Below are 17,946 nucleotides of genomic sequence, written 5' to 3' on the forward strand. Positions count from 1 at the left end.
CCCTTTCGGGAGTCGACGGCCGCTCTGGTGTTTCAGGTGCTACCGAAAGATCAAGCAGCGCAAGCCGGCGAGGTCAGACCTGCCACGCCGACGATCTGGCAAGCGGTGGTCTTCGAGAGCTTCCAGACGCCGTCCTCGTAGACGAACGAAGCCTGCAGGCCCTGCTGCAGCGGCTGACCGTTGACGACGATGTTCAGCGAAGCGGCCGCCGTGTCGCTGCCCGTGTCGGTGACCGGGTCGAGGATCTCGACCTGTGCGCCGGCAGCCTTGGCGGCAGCGGCGACCTGGTTGATCAGCTCGGGATCCTGCTCGGCGCCCTGGACGAGGTTGACCTTGTCTGCGGCCGGAACGCTCTCGTCGAGTGCCTGAGCGACCTTGCCGTTGAGCTCAGCAGACGTCGGCAGTTCAACGGTGGTCGAAGGTGCCGCAGAGGTGGTGGTCGTGGGCTTCGCCGAAGTGGTCTTGTCGGAATCTCCTCCGTCCGAGCCACAAGCGGTCATCGTCAGGGCTGCTGCGATCGCCACGGCTGCAACGGTCATCTTCTGAAGCTTCAACTTCTCAGTCCTATCCATTCGGGTGTTCACATTCGAGCGTCAGTCGAACAACGTGCTTGCTCGAGGATCGTCGACAACATTACCCAACGGTAAGCGGAAAAAGTCTAAGGACATCCTCAGAGAAGGCTGTCGACCGCATCTGCCACCTCGAGCACCTCATCGGATTCGGCGAAGGTCTTGGCGATTCCCGTTCCGCTGGAACGGGTTTCGAAGCGAACCGTCACCACACCGTGCCCCGCGCCTTGCACCCAACCGTGTCCGTATTCTGGATGCTTGACGTCCAAGCCGGGGTGCCAGTAGCGCTGAGGGACACGTGCGGCCACCGGAGCGTCGAGTTCGGCCTCATCGAGAGCGCCGGTGAGAGTCTCGACCGGATAGCCGGGAACGTCCTGATCCAACTCGGGAAAAAGTGATCCTTGGCGAACCGTGGACAAACCGGCGAATCCCACACCGACCAGGCGAATCGGCCCCAACTCCTGCGGGTCGATGACCTGTTTCTGCGCAGCGGCGACAAGGATTTGGCGGTCGATGGTGGCAAACGGCAACGTCACGGACCGAGTCAGGATGCTCATGTCGGACTTCTTGAGCTTCAGTACCACGGTACGGGCGGCTCTTCCGTCCTTCTCCAGCCTGGAAAATGCTGCACGACCACTACTTTCGACGGCCGCGCGCAGTTGCGCCATCGTGACGATGTCGGCGGCGAACGTGGATTCCGCGCTGATCTGCTTGGATTCGGCACGCTCCGCGACCGGCCGGTCGTCGATCCCCTGTGCAAGCCGATGCAACCCCGGACCGACAGTGGTTCCGAGTATCGACGCCACCTCCGATATGGGTGTGCGGGCAAACCCACCGATGGTTTCGATGCCGAGACGCTTGAGTTTTTCCTCGGCGACGGGACCGATCCCCCACAGCTTTCGCACCGGAAGCGGATCGAGCAACTCGTGCTGCATCCCGGGAGGAATCACTGCGACGCCGTCGGGTTTTGCCAGTCCCGACGCAATCTTGGCCACCTGCTTGCCTGCGCCGGCGCCGATCGAGGCGACCAACCCGGTCTCGGCTTTGATCAACTCCCGCAAATCCTCGCAAAACGCGCGGACCTCGTCAGCTCCGACACCGGCCAACTCCACCGGTTCCCCGAAAGCCTCGTCCACCGACAACTGCTCGAGGATCGGCATTCGAAGGCGCAACGCGTCGAACGTGCGTTTGCTCAGAACCGAATACAGGGACATCCGTGGCGGCAATACCACCGCTCCGCCGCCGACCATGCGGCGCGCCTGGTGCATCGGCATTGCCGATCGCGCACCGAAAACTCTCGCTTCGTAACTTGCCCCAGCCACCACCCCGCGCCCGCCCAAGCCGCCGACCAGCACCGGGCGACCTCGCAGCGTGGGACGGGTCAACTGCTCGGCGGAAGCGAAAAACGCGTCCATGTCGAGATGCAGCACCCACCTGCGACTTCGTGTGGGGTCATCTTGATTCATCGGGAGTTACGGTTCTCTCAGAAGTGGGCGCCGAATTTAAGTCCGTGCCTTTTTCTTGGGCGTCTTCTTCTTCGGCAGGGGTAATACGTCGGCTGTCCGTTGGATGAAGGCGTGCAGATGATCGATGTCCTGCAGCTTTTCCTCCGGAACCCGGTAGTAATCCTTCGCCCCCGGATACGGCGGAGCCAGATCGCTCTCTGATCCGAACTCAGCGCTGACCTCGGTGGGTTTGACGAACAGTACGTCTGCGCAGATCAAGCCCACGATCTTGTCGTCGCAATACAATCCGTACTCGCCGAACATCGCCCTTGCCCGCACGTCGAGCGGCTCCAACTGCTCGAGAATGCGCGCCACGGTTTCCTTGCTCGTACCCATGAGAGCAAACTACTCCGGCACCCCGACATGTAGATATTCATCGGGGAGCCGGAGTAGTTGCGTCGGAACTAGACCTTCGTGATCGCAGCGCGGATACCGTCGCCGAGATCGACGGCGTCATCTCCCGCTTCGCCCACCGAGAACGAGGTGGCCAGAACCTCACCGGCGATCAATTCCCGATGACGCTCGGCCCACTCCTTGCAGTCCTGCGGAACCTCGAGCACCACGCTGATCCGGTCCGAGACATCCAAACCGGCGGCGCGGCGTGCGTCCTGCAGTTGACGGATACGGTCCTTCGCCCAACCCTCGGCTTCGAGTTCCTCCGTCACGACGGAATCGAGTACGACGAGTCCCGCACCGTCCGGCAGTGCAGCTGTCGAATCCGGCTCGGCCGCAACCAGTTTCTGCGTGTACTCCTCTGGCAGCAGTTCGATGCCGGCCGCCACCACGACGCCGTCCGCGTTCTCGGTCCAGTCGCCCGCCTTGACCGCCTTGATGACGGTCTGAACGGACTTGCCCAGACGCGGGCCGGCAGCACGCGCATTCACCGCGATCTCGAAGCGCCCGTGCACGTCGACGTCATCGGTCAGATCGACCTTCTTGACGTTGACCTCGTCGGCGATCAGTCCGAGGAACGGACGCAGACGCTCGGCGTCGGGCGCCGCAACCGTAACCTCGGGCAACGGAAGACGAACACGCAGATTCTGCGCCTTGCGCAGGCTCAGCACCGTCGAGCACACGGTCCGTACGTCGTCCATCGCCGCTACCAACTCGGGGTTCGCGGGTAGCTCCGACTCCTCCGGCCAATCAGCCAGGTGAACCGAGCGTTCCCCGGTCAGTCCGCGCCAGATCACCTCGGACACCAGCGGCAACAGCGGCGCAGCGAGTCGCGTCACGACTTCGAGCACGGTGTGCAGGGTGTCGATCGCGTCGCGATCCTCGTCCCAGAACCGCGAACGAGACCGTCGCACATACCAGTTGGTGAGCGCGTCACAGAACAACCGAAGCTCGTCGCACGCGCCGGCGATGTCGTTGACCTCGAGTGCCTCGGTGATCACGTCGCGGGTGGTGGCGAGCTTGGCGAGGATGTACTGATCGAGGATGTTCTCCGAATCGGTACGCCACACACCGGATTCCGGCGCGTACAACTGCAGGAAGCTCCAGGCGTTCCACAGCGGGAGCAAAGCCTGACGTACGCCTTCACGGATGCCCTGCTCGGTCACGATGAGGTTTCCACCGCGCAGGATCGGCGAGGACATCAAGAACCATCGCATCGCATCGCTGCCGTCGCGGTTGAACACCTCCTTCACGTCCGGGTAGTTGCCCTTGGACTTGCTCATCTTCAGTCCGTCGTCACCGAGCACGATTCCGTGTGCGGCAACGGTTTTGAAGGCCGGACGATCGAAGAGTGCGGTGGCCAGTACGTGCAGCGTGTAGAACCAGCCGCGAGTCTGCCCGTTGTACTCGACGATGAAATCGCCCGGGAAATGACCCTCGAACCATTCACGGTTCTCGAATGGGTAGTGCACCTGCGCATACGGCATCGAACCGGATTCGAACCAGCAGTCGAGCACCTCGGGAACGCGGCGCATCATCGACTTCCCGGTCGGGTCGTCCGGGTTCGGGCGGACCAGATCGTCGATCATCGGGCGATGCAGATCGGTCGGACGCACACCGAAGTCTGCCTCCAACTGGTCGAGCGAGCCGTACACGTCCGTGCGCGGGTACTGCGGATCGTCCGACACCCACACCGGGATCGGGCTGCCCCAGTAACGGTTTCGGCTGATGTTCCAGTCGCGTGCACCTTCGAGCCACTTGCCGAACTGGCCGTCACGGATGTGCTCGGGCACCCACGTGATGTCCTTGTTCAACTCGACCATGCGATCGCGGAACTTGGTGACCGCGACGAACCACGAAGGAACCGCCATGTAGATGAGCGGCTGCCCACTGCGCCAACTGTGCGGGTAGGAGTGCTCGATCGTCTCGTGCCGCAGCAGCTTTCCGGCGGCCTTGAGGTCCTTGATGATGACCGGATTGGCGTCGAACACCATCAGGCCCTCGTACGGCGGAACCATCGAGGTGAACTTTCCACCCGGATCGAGTGGCTGCACGACCTCGATACCGTTGGCTGTGGCCACGTCCATATCCTCTTCACCGAAAGCCGGTGCGAGGTGGACGATTCCGGTTCCGGAGTCGGTTGTCACGTAGTCGGCCGAGAGCACGACGTGCGCGTTCGGGTGTCCGAGGAAGAAGTCGAATGGCGGCGTGTAGGACAGGCCGACCAGCTCGGCGCCCTTGTGGCGGGAAACGACCTCGGGGTCCTCCCCCAGCTCGCGTGCGTAATGGCCCAACCGCGCTTCTGCGAGTACGTACCGCTTTCCGTCCTCGCCGAGCACCTGGACGTAGTCGACCTCGGGGTGCACCGCAGTGGCCAAGTTGGACGGCAGCGTCCACGGGGTCGTGGTCCAGATGATCGCGTTTGCGCCGTCGAGTGGTGAACCCGGAGCGACCAGCGGCATGTCGACCGTGACGGCGGGATCCTGACGCATCTTGTACGCGTCGTCGAGGCGAGTCTCCTGGTTGGACAGCGGAGTCTGCTCGTACCAGCTGTAGGGCAGCACGCGGAAGCCCTGATAGATCAGGCCTTTGTCGTGCAGCTCCTTGAAGGCCCACATGACGGACTCCATGAAGTCGACGTCCAGGGTCTTGTAGTCGTTGTCGAAGTCGACCCAACGTGCCTGGCGAGTGACGTAGTCGCGCCACTCGTCGGTGTACTTGAGCACCGAGGCCTTGCAGTACTCGTTGAACTTGGCCAGACCCATGACTTCGATCTCGGCTTTGTCCTTGATACCGAGCTGCTTCTCCGCTTCGAGTTCTGCGGGAAGGCCGTGGCAATCCCAGCCGAAGCGTCGTTCGACCTTGCGTCCACGCATGGTTTGGAAGCGCGGCACCAGATCCTTGACGTACCCCGTCAGCAGGTGGCCGTAATGCGGCAAACCGTTGGCGAATGGCGGTCCGTCGTAGAAAACGAACTCTTCGTTACCGTCCCGATTGGAAACCGATGCCCGGAAGGTGTCGTCGTCGTCCCACTGTTTCAGGACCTTCTGTTCCAGATCGGGGAACTTGACTCCGGTGTCGGCGGGGACACCGTAGTCGACTTTGGGATACCCGTTACTCGCCATGGCGATCTCCTCGTGCCAGTCGGACTCGGCACGGGGACGACGTGGCGCTTGTGCGCCGACACCGCGGTACCACCCCGTTTGCACCCCGCAGATCCGCGCTTGGATCTCGAGGTGCCACTCGATCGAGCTGTGACGGGCTCACCCGTTCGGTTCTACTGGGTTCTCGGCACGCGTGAAAGCGTAGAGAACCGTTCTTCCGAAAGCTCCCCGGTGATTGCCGGATCAAAGCCAGGTATTCGTGATCGACAGTCTAATACTTGCCGTGGGACGTGTCGGTACTGCCTAGGACTTGCCGTAGGGCCTAGGACTTGCCGCCCGACGATTCGCCATGATTGCCCGGATTGTCATCGTTGGCAGCGGCTGCATCACCGGTAGAGGAATCCGAGGAACTCTCGGCTCGGCCGTAAGGCGACGACATCCCGCTACCCGATACCGGGTCATCCAACGAAGGAACCGCCTTCCTGCTGGTCAGCGCACTGACCAGCAGGAGGACGGCACCTGCTACACAAATCGCGATACATGCCCACGCCCAGATCAGCGACCCTGTGGTCAGGGCAACGATCAGGAGCGCGAAGCCAACTCCCGCGAGAACCAACGTCACGACCAGCACGTATCAACCTTTGTCCGGTCCGATAGCTGAGCCGACGGGGCGCTCTCGGTCAGCTGTTTCCCTTGGCGAAGGACGGACTGTAGGAATCCTGTCCACCGTCGACCGGAACGGCCGAGCCACGCTGTTCGAGCTCTTCGAGCTGCGATTCCAGGTAGGACTTCAGGCGCACCCGGTACTCACGTTCGAACGTCTTGAGCTGCTCGATACGGCCCTCGAGGACCGAACGCTGCTGGTTGATGGTCGCCATGATTTCGGTGTGCTTCTTCTCGGCGTCCGCCTTGAGAGCGTCTGCCTTCTCCTGAGCCTGGCGAAGCTGGGTCTCGGAGCGAGTCTGAGCGTCGGTGAGCATTGCCTCCGACTTGTTGCGCGCATCCGCGATCATGCCGTCGGCCTTGCTGCGAGCCTCGCTCATGAGCTGCTCGGAGTTGGTGCGAGCACTGCCGAGCAGCTGCTCGGACTCGGTCTTGGCATCGTTGGTGAGGCGATCCGCCATCTCCTGAGCCAGTCCGAGGACCTTTGCGGCCTGCATGTGGGTGTCGCCACTCTGCGGCGCTGCAACGGCAGCGGCGGCGGGAACCGGAGCTGCAACGGGTGCAGGCTTGGGCGGTTCGACGACCCGAGCGGGCTCCGGCTTGGGCTGCGCTGCGACGGGTGCTGCCTGCTGAGCAGGTGCCGGCGACTTCTTGGCAGCCGCGAGCTCCTGATCCAGCTCACCTACGCGCTGGCGCAGGTCCGCATTCTCTTCGATGAGCTGCGACAGCGCCTGTTCGACGAGGTCGAGGAATGCGTCGACCTCGTCCTCGTTGTAGCCACGCTTGCCGATAGGCGGCTTGCTGAACGCAACGTTGTGCACGTCAGCTGGAGTCAGTTGCGGCATGGAAGGATCCCTTCACGCGTCATTTGGCGGTCTAGCAAGCATTCAGTTGCAACACAGTCTACGTAGTGGCGAACCACCGTATGAGTTATGGGTTCCATTCTGGCACACCACACACTCGGACTGCGCTCAGCGAACAACCGACATCAGGATGATGACGATGAAAAGCAAGACCATGATGGATAGATCCAAGCGAACTCCACCGAGGTTGATCGGGGGGATCAACCTGCGGAGCAGTTTCACCGGAGGATCGGTGATCGTAAAAATGGTTTCGAGAATGACTGCGACCAATCCGGTCGGTCGCCAATCTCTGGCAAACGAACGAACGAACTCGACGATCACTCTGCCGATCAGCAACAGCCAGAAGACAACCAGCACCAGATAGATCACAGAGAGAAGCGCGTCCACACCCTCACTCTGCCTGACTTCTGCGTTGTGTCCAAAACAGACACACCGCAGCAATTCCGGAACCGGTCCGCATCGAGTCCGTCTTGTAACGGCCGGCGATGGGTCCGAATGCGGCGCCCGCCGAGACGGGCCGCCGTTCGAATGTGCTCACGTCACCCCTGCTCAGGGGCCGGACTGCGGTCGAGACCATCATTTCTGGCTGTAGAAACCCGTCTCGGCGATCCGACGACGTTCCTCAGCGGAAACGTCGATGTCAGCCGGTGAGAGAAGAAACACTTTGGTGGCCACCTTGTCGAAAGAACCACGCAATGCGAACGCCAGGCCGGCCGCGAAATCGACCAGACGCTTCGCGTCGGCGTTGCTCATGTCGACCAGATCCATGATGACGGGCGTGCCGTCGCGGAAACGCTCACCGATGGTGCGGGCCTCTGCGTAGCTCTGCGGACGCAGTGTCGTGATCTTGGCGAGCGGGCCGCCGTCGTCGACAACCGGCGCACGTCGCGCTTCGGGTCGCTCGGCGCGCGCGTCGACCGCAAGGTTGCCGCGGCTGGCCGGACGCGGCGCCATCGCCGGGCGGCTACTGCGACTGGGAACGGTGTCGACGCGGGGCCGGGAATCGTAACGATCGAACTCCGCGTCCTCTTCGTCACGACGACTGGGCGCGTAGCTAGCCTTCGAGAAGGCAGGTTCGACGAACTCGCGGTCGTCGCGCTCGGCATAGCCGTCGTGACTACGACGGGGTGCGCGGCGAGCCTGATCGGGCTCCTCCACGTATTCGTCCTCGTAGTCATCGAGGGGAACCATGCCGAAGTAAGCCTTGAACTTATGCAGGTTGCTCATTGATCGACCTTCCTTGGCGCGGCGGAATCAATCCGACTGCGACCGGTCGCAGCGGTGTGGACGGGTTGGGCGATCACCTGAGCGATCACCTCGAGATTACTGGTCGTGAGCCGAGCAGTGCGGTTCCGACACGCACGCACGTGGAACCGTGGCGCACTGCAGCCTCCAGATCGCCGGTCATACCGGCGGAGAGTTCGGTTGCCCGTGGATGCGATTCGAGAATCAAAAGATGTGCCCTGCGGAGGATTTCGAACTGCTCGTCCGGATTTGATCCAAGTGGCGGGACGGCCATCAGTCCCGCGAATTCGAGACCTTCGGCTGATTCGATCCGCTCGGCAAGAGGGGTTAACTCCCCCGTCGGAACTCCGCCACGCGCAGGGTCTCCGTCGAGACTTACCTGGATGAGCACCCGCAGCGGCGCCTTGCGCTCGCCGTCGGACAAAGCGCCGAGCGCCGCCCGATCGAGTGCATCAGCCAACCGCGCACTGTCGACCGAGTGAATTGCGTAGGCCCACTTTGCTACCGACCGAGCTTTGTTGCGCTGCAACTGCCCGATCATGTGCCAGCGAACCGGATCGTCGATCGCACCGCTGCGAGCAGCGCCGTCGAAATCCGCGACCTTCTCCACTGCTTCCTGCTCACGAGACTCACCGAATTCACGGCAGCCAAGTTCGTACAGGATTCGGGCGTCGGACGCCGGAAAGAACTTGGTAACTGGCAGCAGTGCGACGTCGGAAACTTCGCGACCGGCCGCAAGGCACGCGGCGGCCAGTCGCGCCCTCACCGAGTCGAGTGCCGTCGATATTTCTGTCAGCCGCATTTCCGTCTGTCGCATTTTGTGCCTAGACGGTTTCCTGCGCTGCGGGCGCTTCCATCCAGATCACTGCAGCTTGACGTCCGGTCAGTGATTCTCGGCGATGACTGAACAGCGCGCGGTCCTCGATCGTGCATCGCGGGTCCTCGGCGACACCGGACACACCCGCGGCGAGCAACTGCTTACGCAATCCCGCACGCAGGTCGAGTCCCGGTGTGCCCTTCTCGGTGCGAGTTGCGCTGCCCGGCAAGTGCTTTTCCACGTCGGCACGCATCGCGGCGGGAACCTCGTACTGGCGTCCGCTCGCCGCCGGACCGAGGAAGGCGCCGATACGCGAGACGTCCGCGCCCTGTCGCACCATCTCCGCGAGGACGCGCGGGACGATACCGATGCGGGCACCGATCCGTCCGGCATGAACGGCCGCGATGACACCGGCCTCCTCGTCGGAAAGAAGTACAGGAACACAGTCTGCGCTGAGAGTGGCGAGCGCCAGGCCGGGAACGGTGGTGACGAGAGCATCCGTCACCGGAATGACCTCGTCGGTCGGTTCCGTCACGACAGTGACGTTGCGCGAATGGATTTGTTCCATCCACACGAGATGGTCAGGCTCGACGCCTATTTCGCGTGCCAGACGACGGCGATTCGCATCGACGGCTGCCGGATCGTCTCCGACGTGATCGCCGAGATTGAACGACTCGTACGGCGACGCGGAAACACCACCGGCTCGGCTGGTCACGACGCGGCGAATGCGGGTGCGGGTGGTCGACTTCTCGGTACTCAAGATAAGTGTGCTCACAAACGTCGAAAGTTGTCGTCCGGCTCAGACGTGACCGGACATCCAGTCAAGAACAGGGTACCCAGAAATTCCGGGCACCCTGTTCTCGAAACTGTTTGTAGCCCTACGTCAGCGACGCATGAAGACGGGCACATCGACGTCGTCGTCGCCCTCGTCTTCCTGGACCGGCGCATGGCGTGGGCCACCGATCGGAGGCAAGCTGCCCGAACCGATGGTCTCGCGCGCTGCGGAAATCGGCTGTTCGCCAGCAGGTTCGGCGGCAACAGGTGACCGGCCGACCTCACCTGCACGCCCCGCGCCGATCGCTCCACGTCCCTGCGCGGTCGACTCCACGGGACGACGAGCCGGAGCTCCACCGTCGAATCCCGCAGCGATGACCGTCACACGAACCTCGTCACCGAGCGAATCGTCGATGACCGTTCCGAAGATGATGTTGGCGTCGATGTGGGCAGCTTCCTGCACCAGCGACGCCGCCTCGTTGATCTCGAAGAGGCCGAGATCGCTGCCACCGGCGATCGAGAGCAGAACGCCGCGGGCGCCTTCCATCGATGCTTCGAGGAGAGGCGAATTGATCGCGGATTCCGCCGCCTTGATCGCGCGCCCCTCACCACGTGAGGAACCGATGCCCATCAACGCACTGCCGGCGCCGGACATGACACCCTTGACGTCCGCGAAGTCGACGTTGATCAGACCCGGGGTGGTGATGAGGTCGGTGATGCCCTGGACGCCGTTGAGGAGTACCTCGTCGGCGCTGCGGAACGCGTCCATCAGGCTGACTGCGGCATCACCCAACTGAAGCAGGCGATCGTTGGGAATGACGATCAGCGTGTCGCAGGACTCGCGGAGCGCCTGAATTCCGGTATCCGCCTGTCCCCCACGACGCTTGCCCTCGAAGGAGAACGGCCGTGTCACGACACCGACGGTGAGTGCGCCCAGCTTCCGGGCGATGCTTGCCACGACAGGGGCACCACCGGTTCCGGTGCCACCACCCTCGCCTGCGGTCACGAACACCATGTCGGCGCCCTTGATGACCTCTTCGATCTCGTCCTTGTGATCTTCGGCTGCCTTGCGACCCACTTCAGGATCAGCACCGGCGCCGAGGCCACGGGTCAATTCACGACCGACGTCGAGCTTGACGTCGGCGTCACTCATCAGAAGGGCTTGCGCGTCCGTGTTGACCGCGATGAACTCGACTCCCTTGAGTCCTTGTTCGATCATGCGGTTGACTGCGTTCACGCCGCCGCCGCCGATGCCGACGACCTTGATTACGGCGAGGTAGTTGTGCGGGGGCGTCATCGGCTCTCGCCTTCCGTGTCGTGTTTCACGCTGCTTGTCAGTGCTGCTGTCTTTTTACTGCTGCTGTGTTTGCTGCTGCTGTTGTTCGAGATAAACCCTAAACCTCAACCACAGGGTTAGAGTTATGTCAAGTATTCGATCTGAAACGAAACGCTATGCACCGTCGTCGCGTTCCGCCATTAGGCGCGCCGAGACACACCGAAGTATTTGCCACGCACTGACGCACGAGCGCACCGTGCGCTATCGCACCGTCGGAAGATCGGGACTGGACACGTCGTACGTCTGCCCCGGCTGGGTCAACAGCGGAAGCGTCACGGCAGCCTTACGATCCGAGTGCTCGACACCGCCCCAGTTTACGACGCGACCGTCGAGCAGGGTCAGCGAGACACTCGAAATCGACCGAGCGGCAACCTCTCCCACCTGAAACCTCAGATCCGGCGGCAACACCGACAACACCGCGAGAGCGGCGAGCGTGGGTTCGTCGTTCCACCCGGGTGTCGGTGTCACCAGACGCGGAACCCCAGGCGGTGGGACGCCCATCTCGAAGTCGACGCCCTTCTCGTCCAGCAGGTGTGCGCCCTCGGGTGAGTCGACGAAGACAACCGGTACCCGCTCGGTGACCGTGACGCGGATGGTCGACGGATACATCCGCTGCACCCGGGCCGAGGCCACCTTCGGAATCGTCGCGACACGTGCGGCGGCTGCGCCGGTATCGACCCGCATCAACGGCTGACCGGTCGGTACGGCCAGCAGTGAAAGGATCTGTTCCTCACTGACGGTCGTCGCACCGAGAACTTCGGTGCCCCGGACCGAGAGCACCGGAGACAACCAGGCCGTCAGCGCAATTCCCACCACCAGCACGATTGCCAGCGGTGCCATGATCAGCGGTCGCTTGAACCACTTACGAGTCGGTGTGGGTTCGGGAGCCGGCTCCGTCGACCGCGTCGAGTATCGCGATTCGGTGCGAGTGCTGCGCCGACGCGTGCTGGTGGCTCGTCTGGCTTGAGGATCTCGACGCCCGCGCCGACTTCGTGCGTCGGGTGTCATCGCGGCGCGGGATGCGGCGCCGAACGCAAAGCATCGAGGATCTGTTTGCCGAGCATGGTCACATCACCGGCACCCATCGTGATGACGATGTCGCCGGGGTGAGCCAACGCCGCGACCTGCTTCGGCGCCTGGGACAGATCAGGTTGATAGTGAACAGGTTTGGTGACCGATTGAGCGACCAGCGCACCGCTGACGCCCGGCATCGGCTCTTCGCGAGCGCCGTAGACGTCGAGAACGACTACCTCGTCGGCCAAGTCCAGTGCCTGCGCGAACTCCTCGGCAAACGCGGCTGTGCGCGAATAGAGGTGAGGTTGGAATACCACGATTACGCGTCCGGCTGCCGAATTGGTCGACGACGAATCATCTTCCGGTCGAACCAGATCCGCGGCCGCGCCGAGGACCGCGCGAACTTCGGTCGGATGGTGGGCGTAGTCGTCGAACACCCGGACACCACGCTCGCGCCCGGTGAACTGGAACCGGCGGTGGACGCCACCGAATCCGGCGAGCCCTTCGACGATTTCCTCCGTCTCGGCGCCGGCGTCACGGGCGGCCAGCAGGGCGGCCAGCGCGTTGAGCGCCATGTGCCGACCCGGCACTGCCATCCGCACGGTTCGCGCAGCGCTCTCCCCCGCCAGGTGGAACTGCAGGACTCCCCCGACGTCGTGTGCGTGGAAGCCCAGTAGTCGGACTCCGACCTCGACACCGTCGACAGGCTCGAAGGCAGTGCCCGCCTCCACTTCCTGCGCATCCGCGGACCCGTAACCGAGCACCCGGATGTCCGAACGACCCGAGGCCACGATTCGCTTCGCGAGATCCGCCGATCCCGGATCGTCGAGGCAGACAATCAGGAGCCCGCCCGGGCGTAGCTTGTCGACAAAATCGTCGAACACCTGCACATACGCTTCGACGCTGCCGAAGTAGTCCAGGTGATCGGCCTCGATGTTGGTCACGACGATGACGTTGGGGTCGTACTGCAGGAGCGACCCGTCACTCTCGTCCGCCTCGGCGACAAAGACGTCACCGCTGCCGTGATGGGCATTCGTTCCCGCTTCGTTGAGTTCGCCGCCAACGGCAAACGACGGGTCGAAACCACAGTGCTGCAGGGCAACCACGAGCATCGAGGTCGTCGACGTCTTGCCGTGTGTACCCGAAACCAGGAACGTGCGATTGCCCTGCATCAGTGATGCAAGAACGGCCGGACGAAGGATCACCGGGATTCCGCGGCGAGCGGCCTCGACGAGTTCCGGGTTGTCCTTCGGGATGGCTGCGTGGGTCGTGACGACGACGGTCGGCCCGCCTGGCAGCAGGTCGAGAGCATCGGCGTCATGACCGATCCGGACCTGTGCCCCGCGTGCACGAAGCGCCAGGACTCCTCGGCTCTCCTTCGCGTCCGAACCCGAGACGAGGCCTCCGCGGGAAAGCAGAATTCGCGCGATGCCGGACATGCCGGCACCGCCGATTCCGACCATGTGTACTCGCTCGAGGTGGGCGGGCAGCGCGGTCATCGGTTTCCCCTTGCGTTTTCCTGGACGGCGTTTTCCTTTGCCGCGATGTCGAGCACGATCCGTGCGATCTCGGTTGCCGCCGTACGGTGTCCGACGTTGGCAGCGCCACTGCTCATCTTGTCGAGGCGCGCGCTGTCACTGAGCATCGGGACGACGGTACCGGCGACGAACGTCGGCGTGAGTTCGTTGTCGGAGACGATGATCGCGCCGCCTGCTGCGACAACGGGTTTCGCGTTGAGCTCCTGCTCACCGTTGCCGTGCGGCAGGGGAACGTAAACGGCGGGAAGCCCGACCGCCGAGACCTCGGCTACCGTCATCGCGCCAGAACGACAGATGGTCGCGTCGGCTGCGGCATACGCGAGATCCATCCGCGAAAGATAAGGAACAGCCACGTACGGTGCCGTCTCCGAGTACTGCGTGACCTCGAGGGAGTTCTTGGGTCCGTGTGCGTGCAGCACCGAGATTCCCGCTTTCGCGAGTTCCTGGGCAGCGCCGGAGACCGCGTCGTTGAGCGACTTCGCGCCCTGCGATCCGCCGAAGACGAGTAGAACGGGACCGTCCTGCGGCAGTCCGAAGTACTCGCGCGCTTGCGAACGAAGTCCCGCTCGATCGAAATTGGCGATCGACGCCCGGACCGGGATCCCGACGATCTCGGCGTCCTGATCGCCGCGGTTCTTCACACCCGACCCTGGAACGGCAGCAAGCACGCGCGTCGCCAGGCGAGCACCGATCTTGTTCGCGATTCCGGCACTGGCGTTCGCTTCGTGGATGACGATCGGAATCTTGCGTCGGCGACGAAGAACACCACCACGGGCGGCAAGGTACGCCGGAAGCGCGACGTAGCCACCGAAGCCGACGATCACGTCGGCGTCGACGGAATCGAGTACCTCGCGGGTCTTGCGCACCGACGCGAGGATGCGTGTCGGAAGTTTGACGAGATCCATCGTGGGCTTACGAGGAAGCGGAACCGGCGGAATGAGCTCGAGCGTGTAGCCGCGCGCAGGCACCAAGGTGGTTTCGAGACCACGCGCAGTCCCGAGTGCCGTGATCCTCGTGTCGGGCGCAGCGGCCTTGACCGCGTCCGCGACCGCAAGAGCGGGTTCGATGTGACCAGCCGTGCCTCCCCCTGCCACCACTACCGACAGAGCCGATTTATTGCCGCTCACCTACGAATTCCTCGCTCTCGAACTTCTCGTGGATCTTGTGCCCTACGTGTCGGCGCCTGCCGACGCTGACCATTCTGCCCTCCCGCGGTGCGCTTCCGTGACCCAGCGGCCGCACCTCGGGTGGAATCCGCGGAAGTACGAGCGCCTTGATCTGCCCGCTTGCGTCGATCGCCCGGCTCGATCGCGCGCCGGCCGTCGCGTCCGCGTGCCGGTTCGATCTGCCGTGCGGGCTTCGGTCGACGGATCGGCCGGCCCCCTGACGGCGGGTGGTACAGCACGGGCTTCGGCAGTCTGAGCAACTTCGAGATCTTGCCGTCCTGCCCGGAGTTCAGAGCGGCAACTGCTTCGGGCTCGTGGCGCGCTGCATTGGCGATGACACCGAACATGAACAGTGTGATCGCCAAGGACGAACCGCCGGCGGAGACCAAGGGCAACTGGAGTCCGGTCACCGGCAGCAGTCCGATGACGTAACCGATGTTGATCATTGCCTGGCCGACGATCCAGGTAGTTGCGGTGGCGGACAGGAGCCGCCAGAACGGATCGATGCTGCGGGCTGCGATCCGCAATCCCGTGTAGACGAATACAGCGAACAACCCGATCACCACTGCGCAGCCGACAAATCCCAACTCTTCGCCGATGATCGCGAAGATGAAGTCGTTGTGCGCGTTGGGTAGGTAGTTCCACTTGGCGACGCTCTGACCGAGTCCGCGTCCGAAAACGCCCCCGTCGGCGAGCGAATACAAAGCCTGCTTGGCCTGATAGTTGTTGCCCTGCAGGTCGTCGCTCTTGTTGAAGAAGGCTTGAACTCGATCGGAACGATAACCGGCCGTCATCGCCAGCACGCCCGCCACGACGACGCCCGTCACCGCGATCGAGCCGAAGAGCTTCAGTGGCAGCCCACCGAACCACAGCAGGGCCCCGACGATGATTCCCAATGCGATGGTCGTACTGAGGTTCGGTTGCGCGACGACCAGCGCGAAGACCAGCATTGCTGCGGGCACGAGCGGAATCAGGATCGACTTCACGGATCGATCGTCCGCTCGCCTCGAGGCCAACAGATGTGCGCCCCAGATCGCCAACGCGACCTTCATGATTTCCGAGGGCTGCACCGAGAATCCGCCGACGTTGAACCAGCGACGCGCGCCCTGCGCTTCGGTGCCGATTCCCGGAATCAGGACGAGTACCAGCATGATCAGCACGACGACGAACAACGGAAACGAATACTGCCGGAGCACTCTCGCCGGAATCCGCAGCGCGACGTAGAAGAGCACCGCCCCGAGAATCGCGAAGATCAACTGCTGGGTGAACAACGAATATGCCGAGCCGCCGGACACGTACTGCTCGACGCTCGACGCCGACAGAACCATCACGAGCCCCAAGACAGTCAACATCGTGGCAATCGTCACCACCAGGTGGAACGACGCCAACGGCCGCGCCAACCAGGCACCGATTCGGGTCTTGGGACCCTTGGTCATCGCAGGTTCCCGGCTTCGCCAGGCGAATCTGTATACGGATCGGGCAGCGCGGCTACTGCGGCAGCGAAGCTGTCACCGCGATGCCCGTAACTGACAAACATGTCCAAGGACGCGGCGGCCGGCGCGAGTACGACGGCGTCACCCGGGGATGCCAATTCGGCAGCTTCGACTACCACTGCGGCCATGACGGCATCCGCGTCGGCACCCGACGGCAGCCGGATGGTGAGAGTCGAGTTGCTGCTGTTTTCGCTCACCACTGCATCGTCCCCCGACATCACGTGCACCACGGGAACATCGGGCGCGTGTCGCGCGAGCGCGTCCTCGATCACACCAGCGTCACGGCCGAGAAGGACAGCGCCGGAGAGTCTCGGGCCGACTTCGCTCACCAACTGGTCGACGCTTGCTCCCTTGAGTAGACCGCCTGCAACCCAGACGACACGATCGTGCGCGAGTATCGACGGTCTGGCCGCGTGCGGATTGGTGGCCTTGGAATCGTCGATGTACACAACGGAGCCGACACGGCCGACCAGGGCCCCGCGGTGTGGGCCGACCTTGTGTGCGGCCAGTCCGCGCTCGACGACGCCAGCGTCGAATCCGAGTGCCCGCGCCAAGGCGGCAGCGGCCAGCGCGTCCATGACGCCGGCGGGGCCGGCCGGATCTATGGACGCCGCTTCGGCCAAGCGGACGTGATCGCCGAACGCATTGTCGACAAGGTATCCCCCGTCGACACCCAGTTCCCCTTCGCCCGGTTCACCCGTTCTGAACCCGGTGACTTTGTCTGCAGTGGCGCGAGTTCCCAGCTCGGACGCGATTGCGTCGTCGAGGCCGACCACCGCGACCTTTCCACTCAATGCCCGCGACTTGGCCTCGGCGTACGCACTCATTCCGCCGTGCCAGTCGAGGTGATCCTCGGCGACGTTGAGGACCACGCCGGCATCTGGACGCACCGAAGGCGCCCAGTGCAGTTGGAACGAGGACAGTTCGACAGCGAGGTACTCCACACGCGGCGACGTCTCGGCGAGCGCGTCGAGAATCGGCAGCCCGATGTTCCCGCAGGCGCGGCCGACAACTCCGGCGGCGTCGAGAATCGAGGCCAGCATCGACGTCGTCGTGGTCTTTCCGTTGGTCCCCGTCACGACGAGCCACTTGCGCGGCGAGCCGAAGTGCCCGCTGTGGTCGACGCGCCAGGAGAACTCGACGTCTCCCCAAATGGGAATCCCGTGACCGGCGGCGGCTGCCAGGATCGGTGCATCCGGACGAAAGCCGGGACTGGTGACAACGAGCCCGTAGTCGGTGATCGAATCCGGGGCATCCTCGATCGAGGTGGTGGTCACCATTTCCGCGCCGAGTTCGGCGCAGCGCTCCGCGAAGTCCAGAGTCGAATCGGCAACCGTCACGACGGCGCCGAGTGCGACTAGAGGCTCGATGGTGGCTTGACCGGATACCCGCCCACCGGCGACCAGCACTCGCGTACCGCGGAGCCAGGACAGATCGTTCTCGGAATCCGCTGAGCTGGTCATGGT

The 17,946-nt window shown here is 63.5% G+C and carries 16 protein-coding genes; all 16 read right to left on the reverse strand.

The genetic code is table 11. From position 1 onward, the window contains the following. Positions 1–50: 50 nt before the first annotated feature. The 16 genes from ACWF6P_RS31140 to murD all read right to left on the reverse strand — a co-directional run bounded on the left by ACWF6P_RS31140 (position 51) and on the right by murD (position 17,943). The gene (locus ACWF6P_RS31140) at positions 51–554 is read right to left on the reverse strand and encodes a hypothetical protein (protein WP_452623619.1); all 504 of its coding nucleotides are present in this window, start codon (positions 552–554) and stop codon (positions 51–53) included. 116 nt (positions 555–670) lie between these two features. Beyond that, complete coding sequence (locus ACWF6P_RS31145; protein ID WP_452623620.1) at positions 671–2,035, reverse strand: DNA polymerase IV; 1,365 nt, start codon at positions 2,033–2,035, stop codon at positions 671–673. Between the two features lie 36 nt (positions 2,036–2,071). After that, positions 2,072–2,410, reverse strand: coding sequence for a TfoX/Sxy family protein (locus ACWF6P_RS31150; protein ID WP_378647133.1), 339 nt, complete (start codon positions 2,408–2,410; stop codon positions 2,072–2,074). A gap of 68 nt (positions 2,411–2,478) precedes the next feature. After that, positions 2,479–5,592, reverse strand: coding sequence for an isoleucine--tRNA ligase (gene ileS, locus ACWF6P_RS31155; protein WP_452623621.1), 3,114 nt, complete (start codon positions 5,590–5,592; stop codon positions 2,479–2,481). 301 nt (positions 5,593–5,893) lie between these two features. Then, entirely contained in the window at positions 5,894–6,202 is a 309-nt protein-coding gene (locus tag ACWF6P_RS31160) for a hypothetical protein (protein WP_317826362.1), read from the reverse strand. 49 nt (positions 6,203–6,251) lie between these two features. After that, positions 6,252–7,079 carry a DivIVA-like cell division protein Wag31 gene (wag31, locus tag ACWF6P_RS31165; RefSeq protein ID WP_003941722.1) on the reverse strand — a complete coding sequence of 276 codons (828 nt, stop codon included), beginning with the start codon at positions 7,077–7,079 and terminating at the stop codon, positions 6,252–6,254. 126 nt (positions 7,080–7,205) lie between these two features. Then, a complete protein-coding gene (locus tag ACWF6P_RS31170; protein WP_003941780.1) occupies positions 7,206–7,484 on the reverse strand; it encodes a YggT family protein in 279 nt (92 codons plus the stop codon). Between the two features lie 189 nt (positions 7,485–7,673). Continuing rightward, positions 7,674–8,324 carry a cell division protein SepF gene (locus ACWF6P_RS31175; RefSeq protein WP_003941752.1) on the reverse strand — a complete coding sequence of 217 codons (651 nt, stop codon included), beginning with the start codon at positions 8,322–8,324 and terminating at the stop codon, positions 7,674–7,676. A gap of 85 nt (positions 8,325–8,409) precedes the next feature. After that, positions 8,410–9,159: a YggS family pyridoxal phosphate-dependent enzyme gene (locus tag ACWF6P_RS31180; RefSeq protein WP_378647139.1), complete on the reverse strand. Its 750-nt coding sequence runs from the start codon at positions 9,157–9,159 to the stop codon at positions 8,410–8,412. A gap of 7 nt (positions 9,160–9,166) precedes the next feature. Next, a complete protein-coding gene (gene pgeF / locus ACWF6P_RS31185) occupies positions 9,167–9,934 on the reverse strand; it encodes a peptidoglycan editing factor PgeF (protein ID WP_007733207.1) in 768 nt (255 codons plus the stop codon). Between the two features lie 108 nt (positions 9,935–10,042). Beyond that, a complete protein-coding gene (gene ftsZ, locus ACWF6P_RS31190; RefSeq protein ID WP_230813510.1) occupies positions 10,043–11,230 on the reverse strand; it encodes a cell division protein FtsZ in 1,188 nt (395 codons plus the stop codon). Positions 11,231–11,470: 240 nt separating this feature from the next. Continuing rightward, a complete protein-coding gene (locus ACWF6P_RS31195; RefSeq protein ID WP_452623622.1) occupies positions 11,471–12,277 on the reverse strand; it encodes a cell division protein FtsQ/DivIB in 807 nt (268 codons plus the stop codon). After that, entirely contained in the window at positions 12,274–13,782 is a 1,509-nt protein-coding gene (gene murC / locus ACWF6P_RS31200) for a UDP-N-acetylmuramate--L-alanine ligase (RefSeq protein ID WP_378448029.1), read from the reverse strand. The genes ACWF6P_RS31195 and murC overlap by 4 nt, the downstream gene beginning before the upstream one ends. After that, entirely contained in the window at positions 13,779–14,948 is a 1,170-nt protein-coding gene (gene murG / locus ACWF6P_RS31205) for an undecaprenyldiphospho-muramoylpentapeptide beta-N-acetylglucosaminyltransferase (RefSeq protein ID WP_452623623.1), read from the reverse strand. Before murG ends, murC begins: the two co-directional genes overlap by 4 nt. Then, complete coding sequence (gene ftsW, locus ACWF6P_RS31210) at positions 14,945–16,423, reverse strand: putative lipid II flippase FtsW (RefSeq protein ID WP_452623624.1); 1,479 nt, start codon at positions 16,421–16,423, stop codon at positions 14,945–14,947. Before ftsW ends, murG begins: the two co-directional genes overlap by 4 nt. Then, entirely contained in the window at positions 16,420–17,943 is a 1,524-nt protein-coding gene (murD, locus tag ACWF6P_RS31215) for a UDP-N-acetylmuramoyl-L-alanine--D-glutamate ligase (protein WP_452623625.1), read from the reverse strand. The genes ftsW and murD overlap by 4 nt, the downstream gene beginning before the upstream one ends. Between the last annotated feature and the right edge of the window lie 3 nt (positions 17,944–17,946).

The organism is Rhodococcus sp. NPDC055024 (assembly GCF_053608585.1).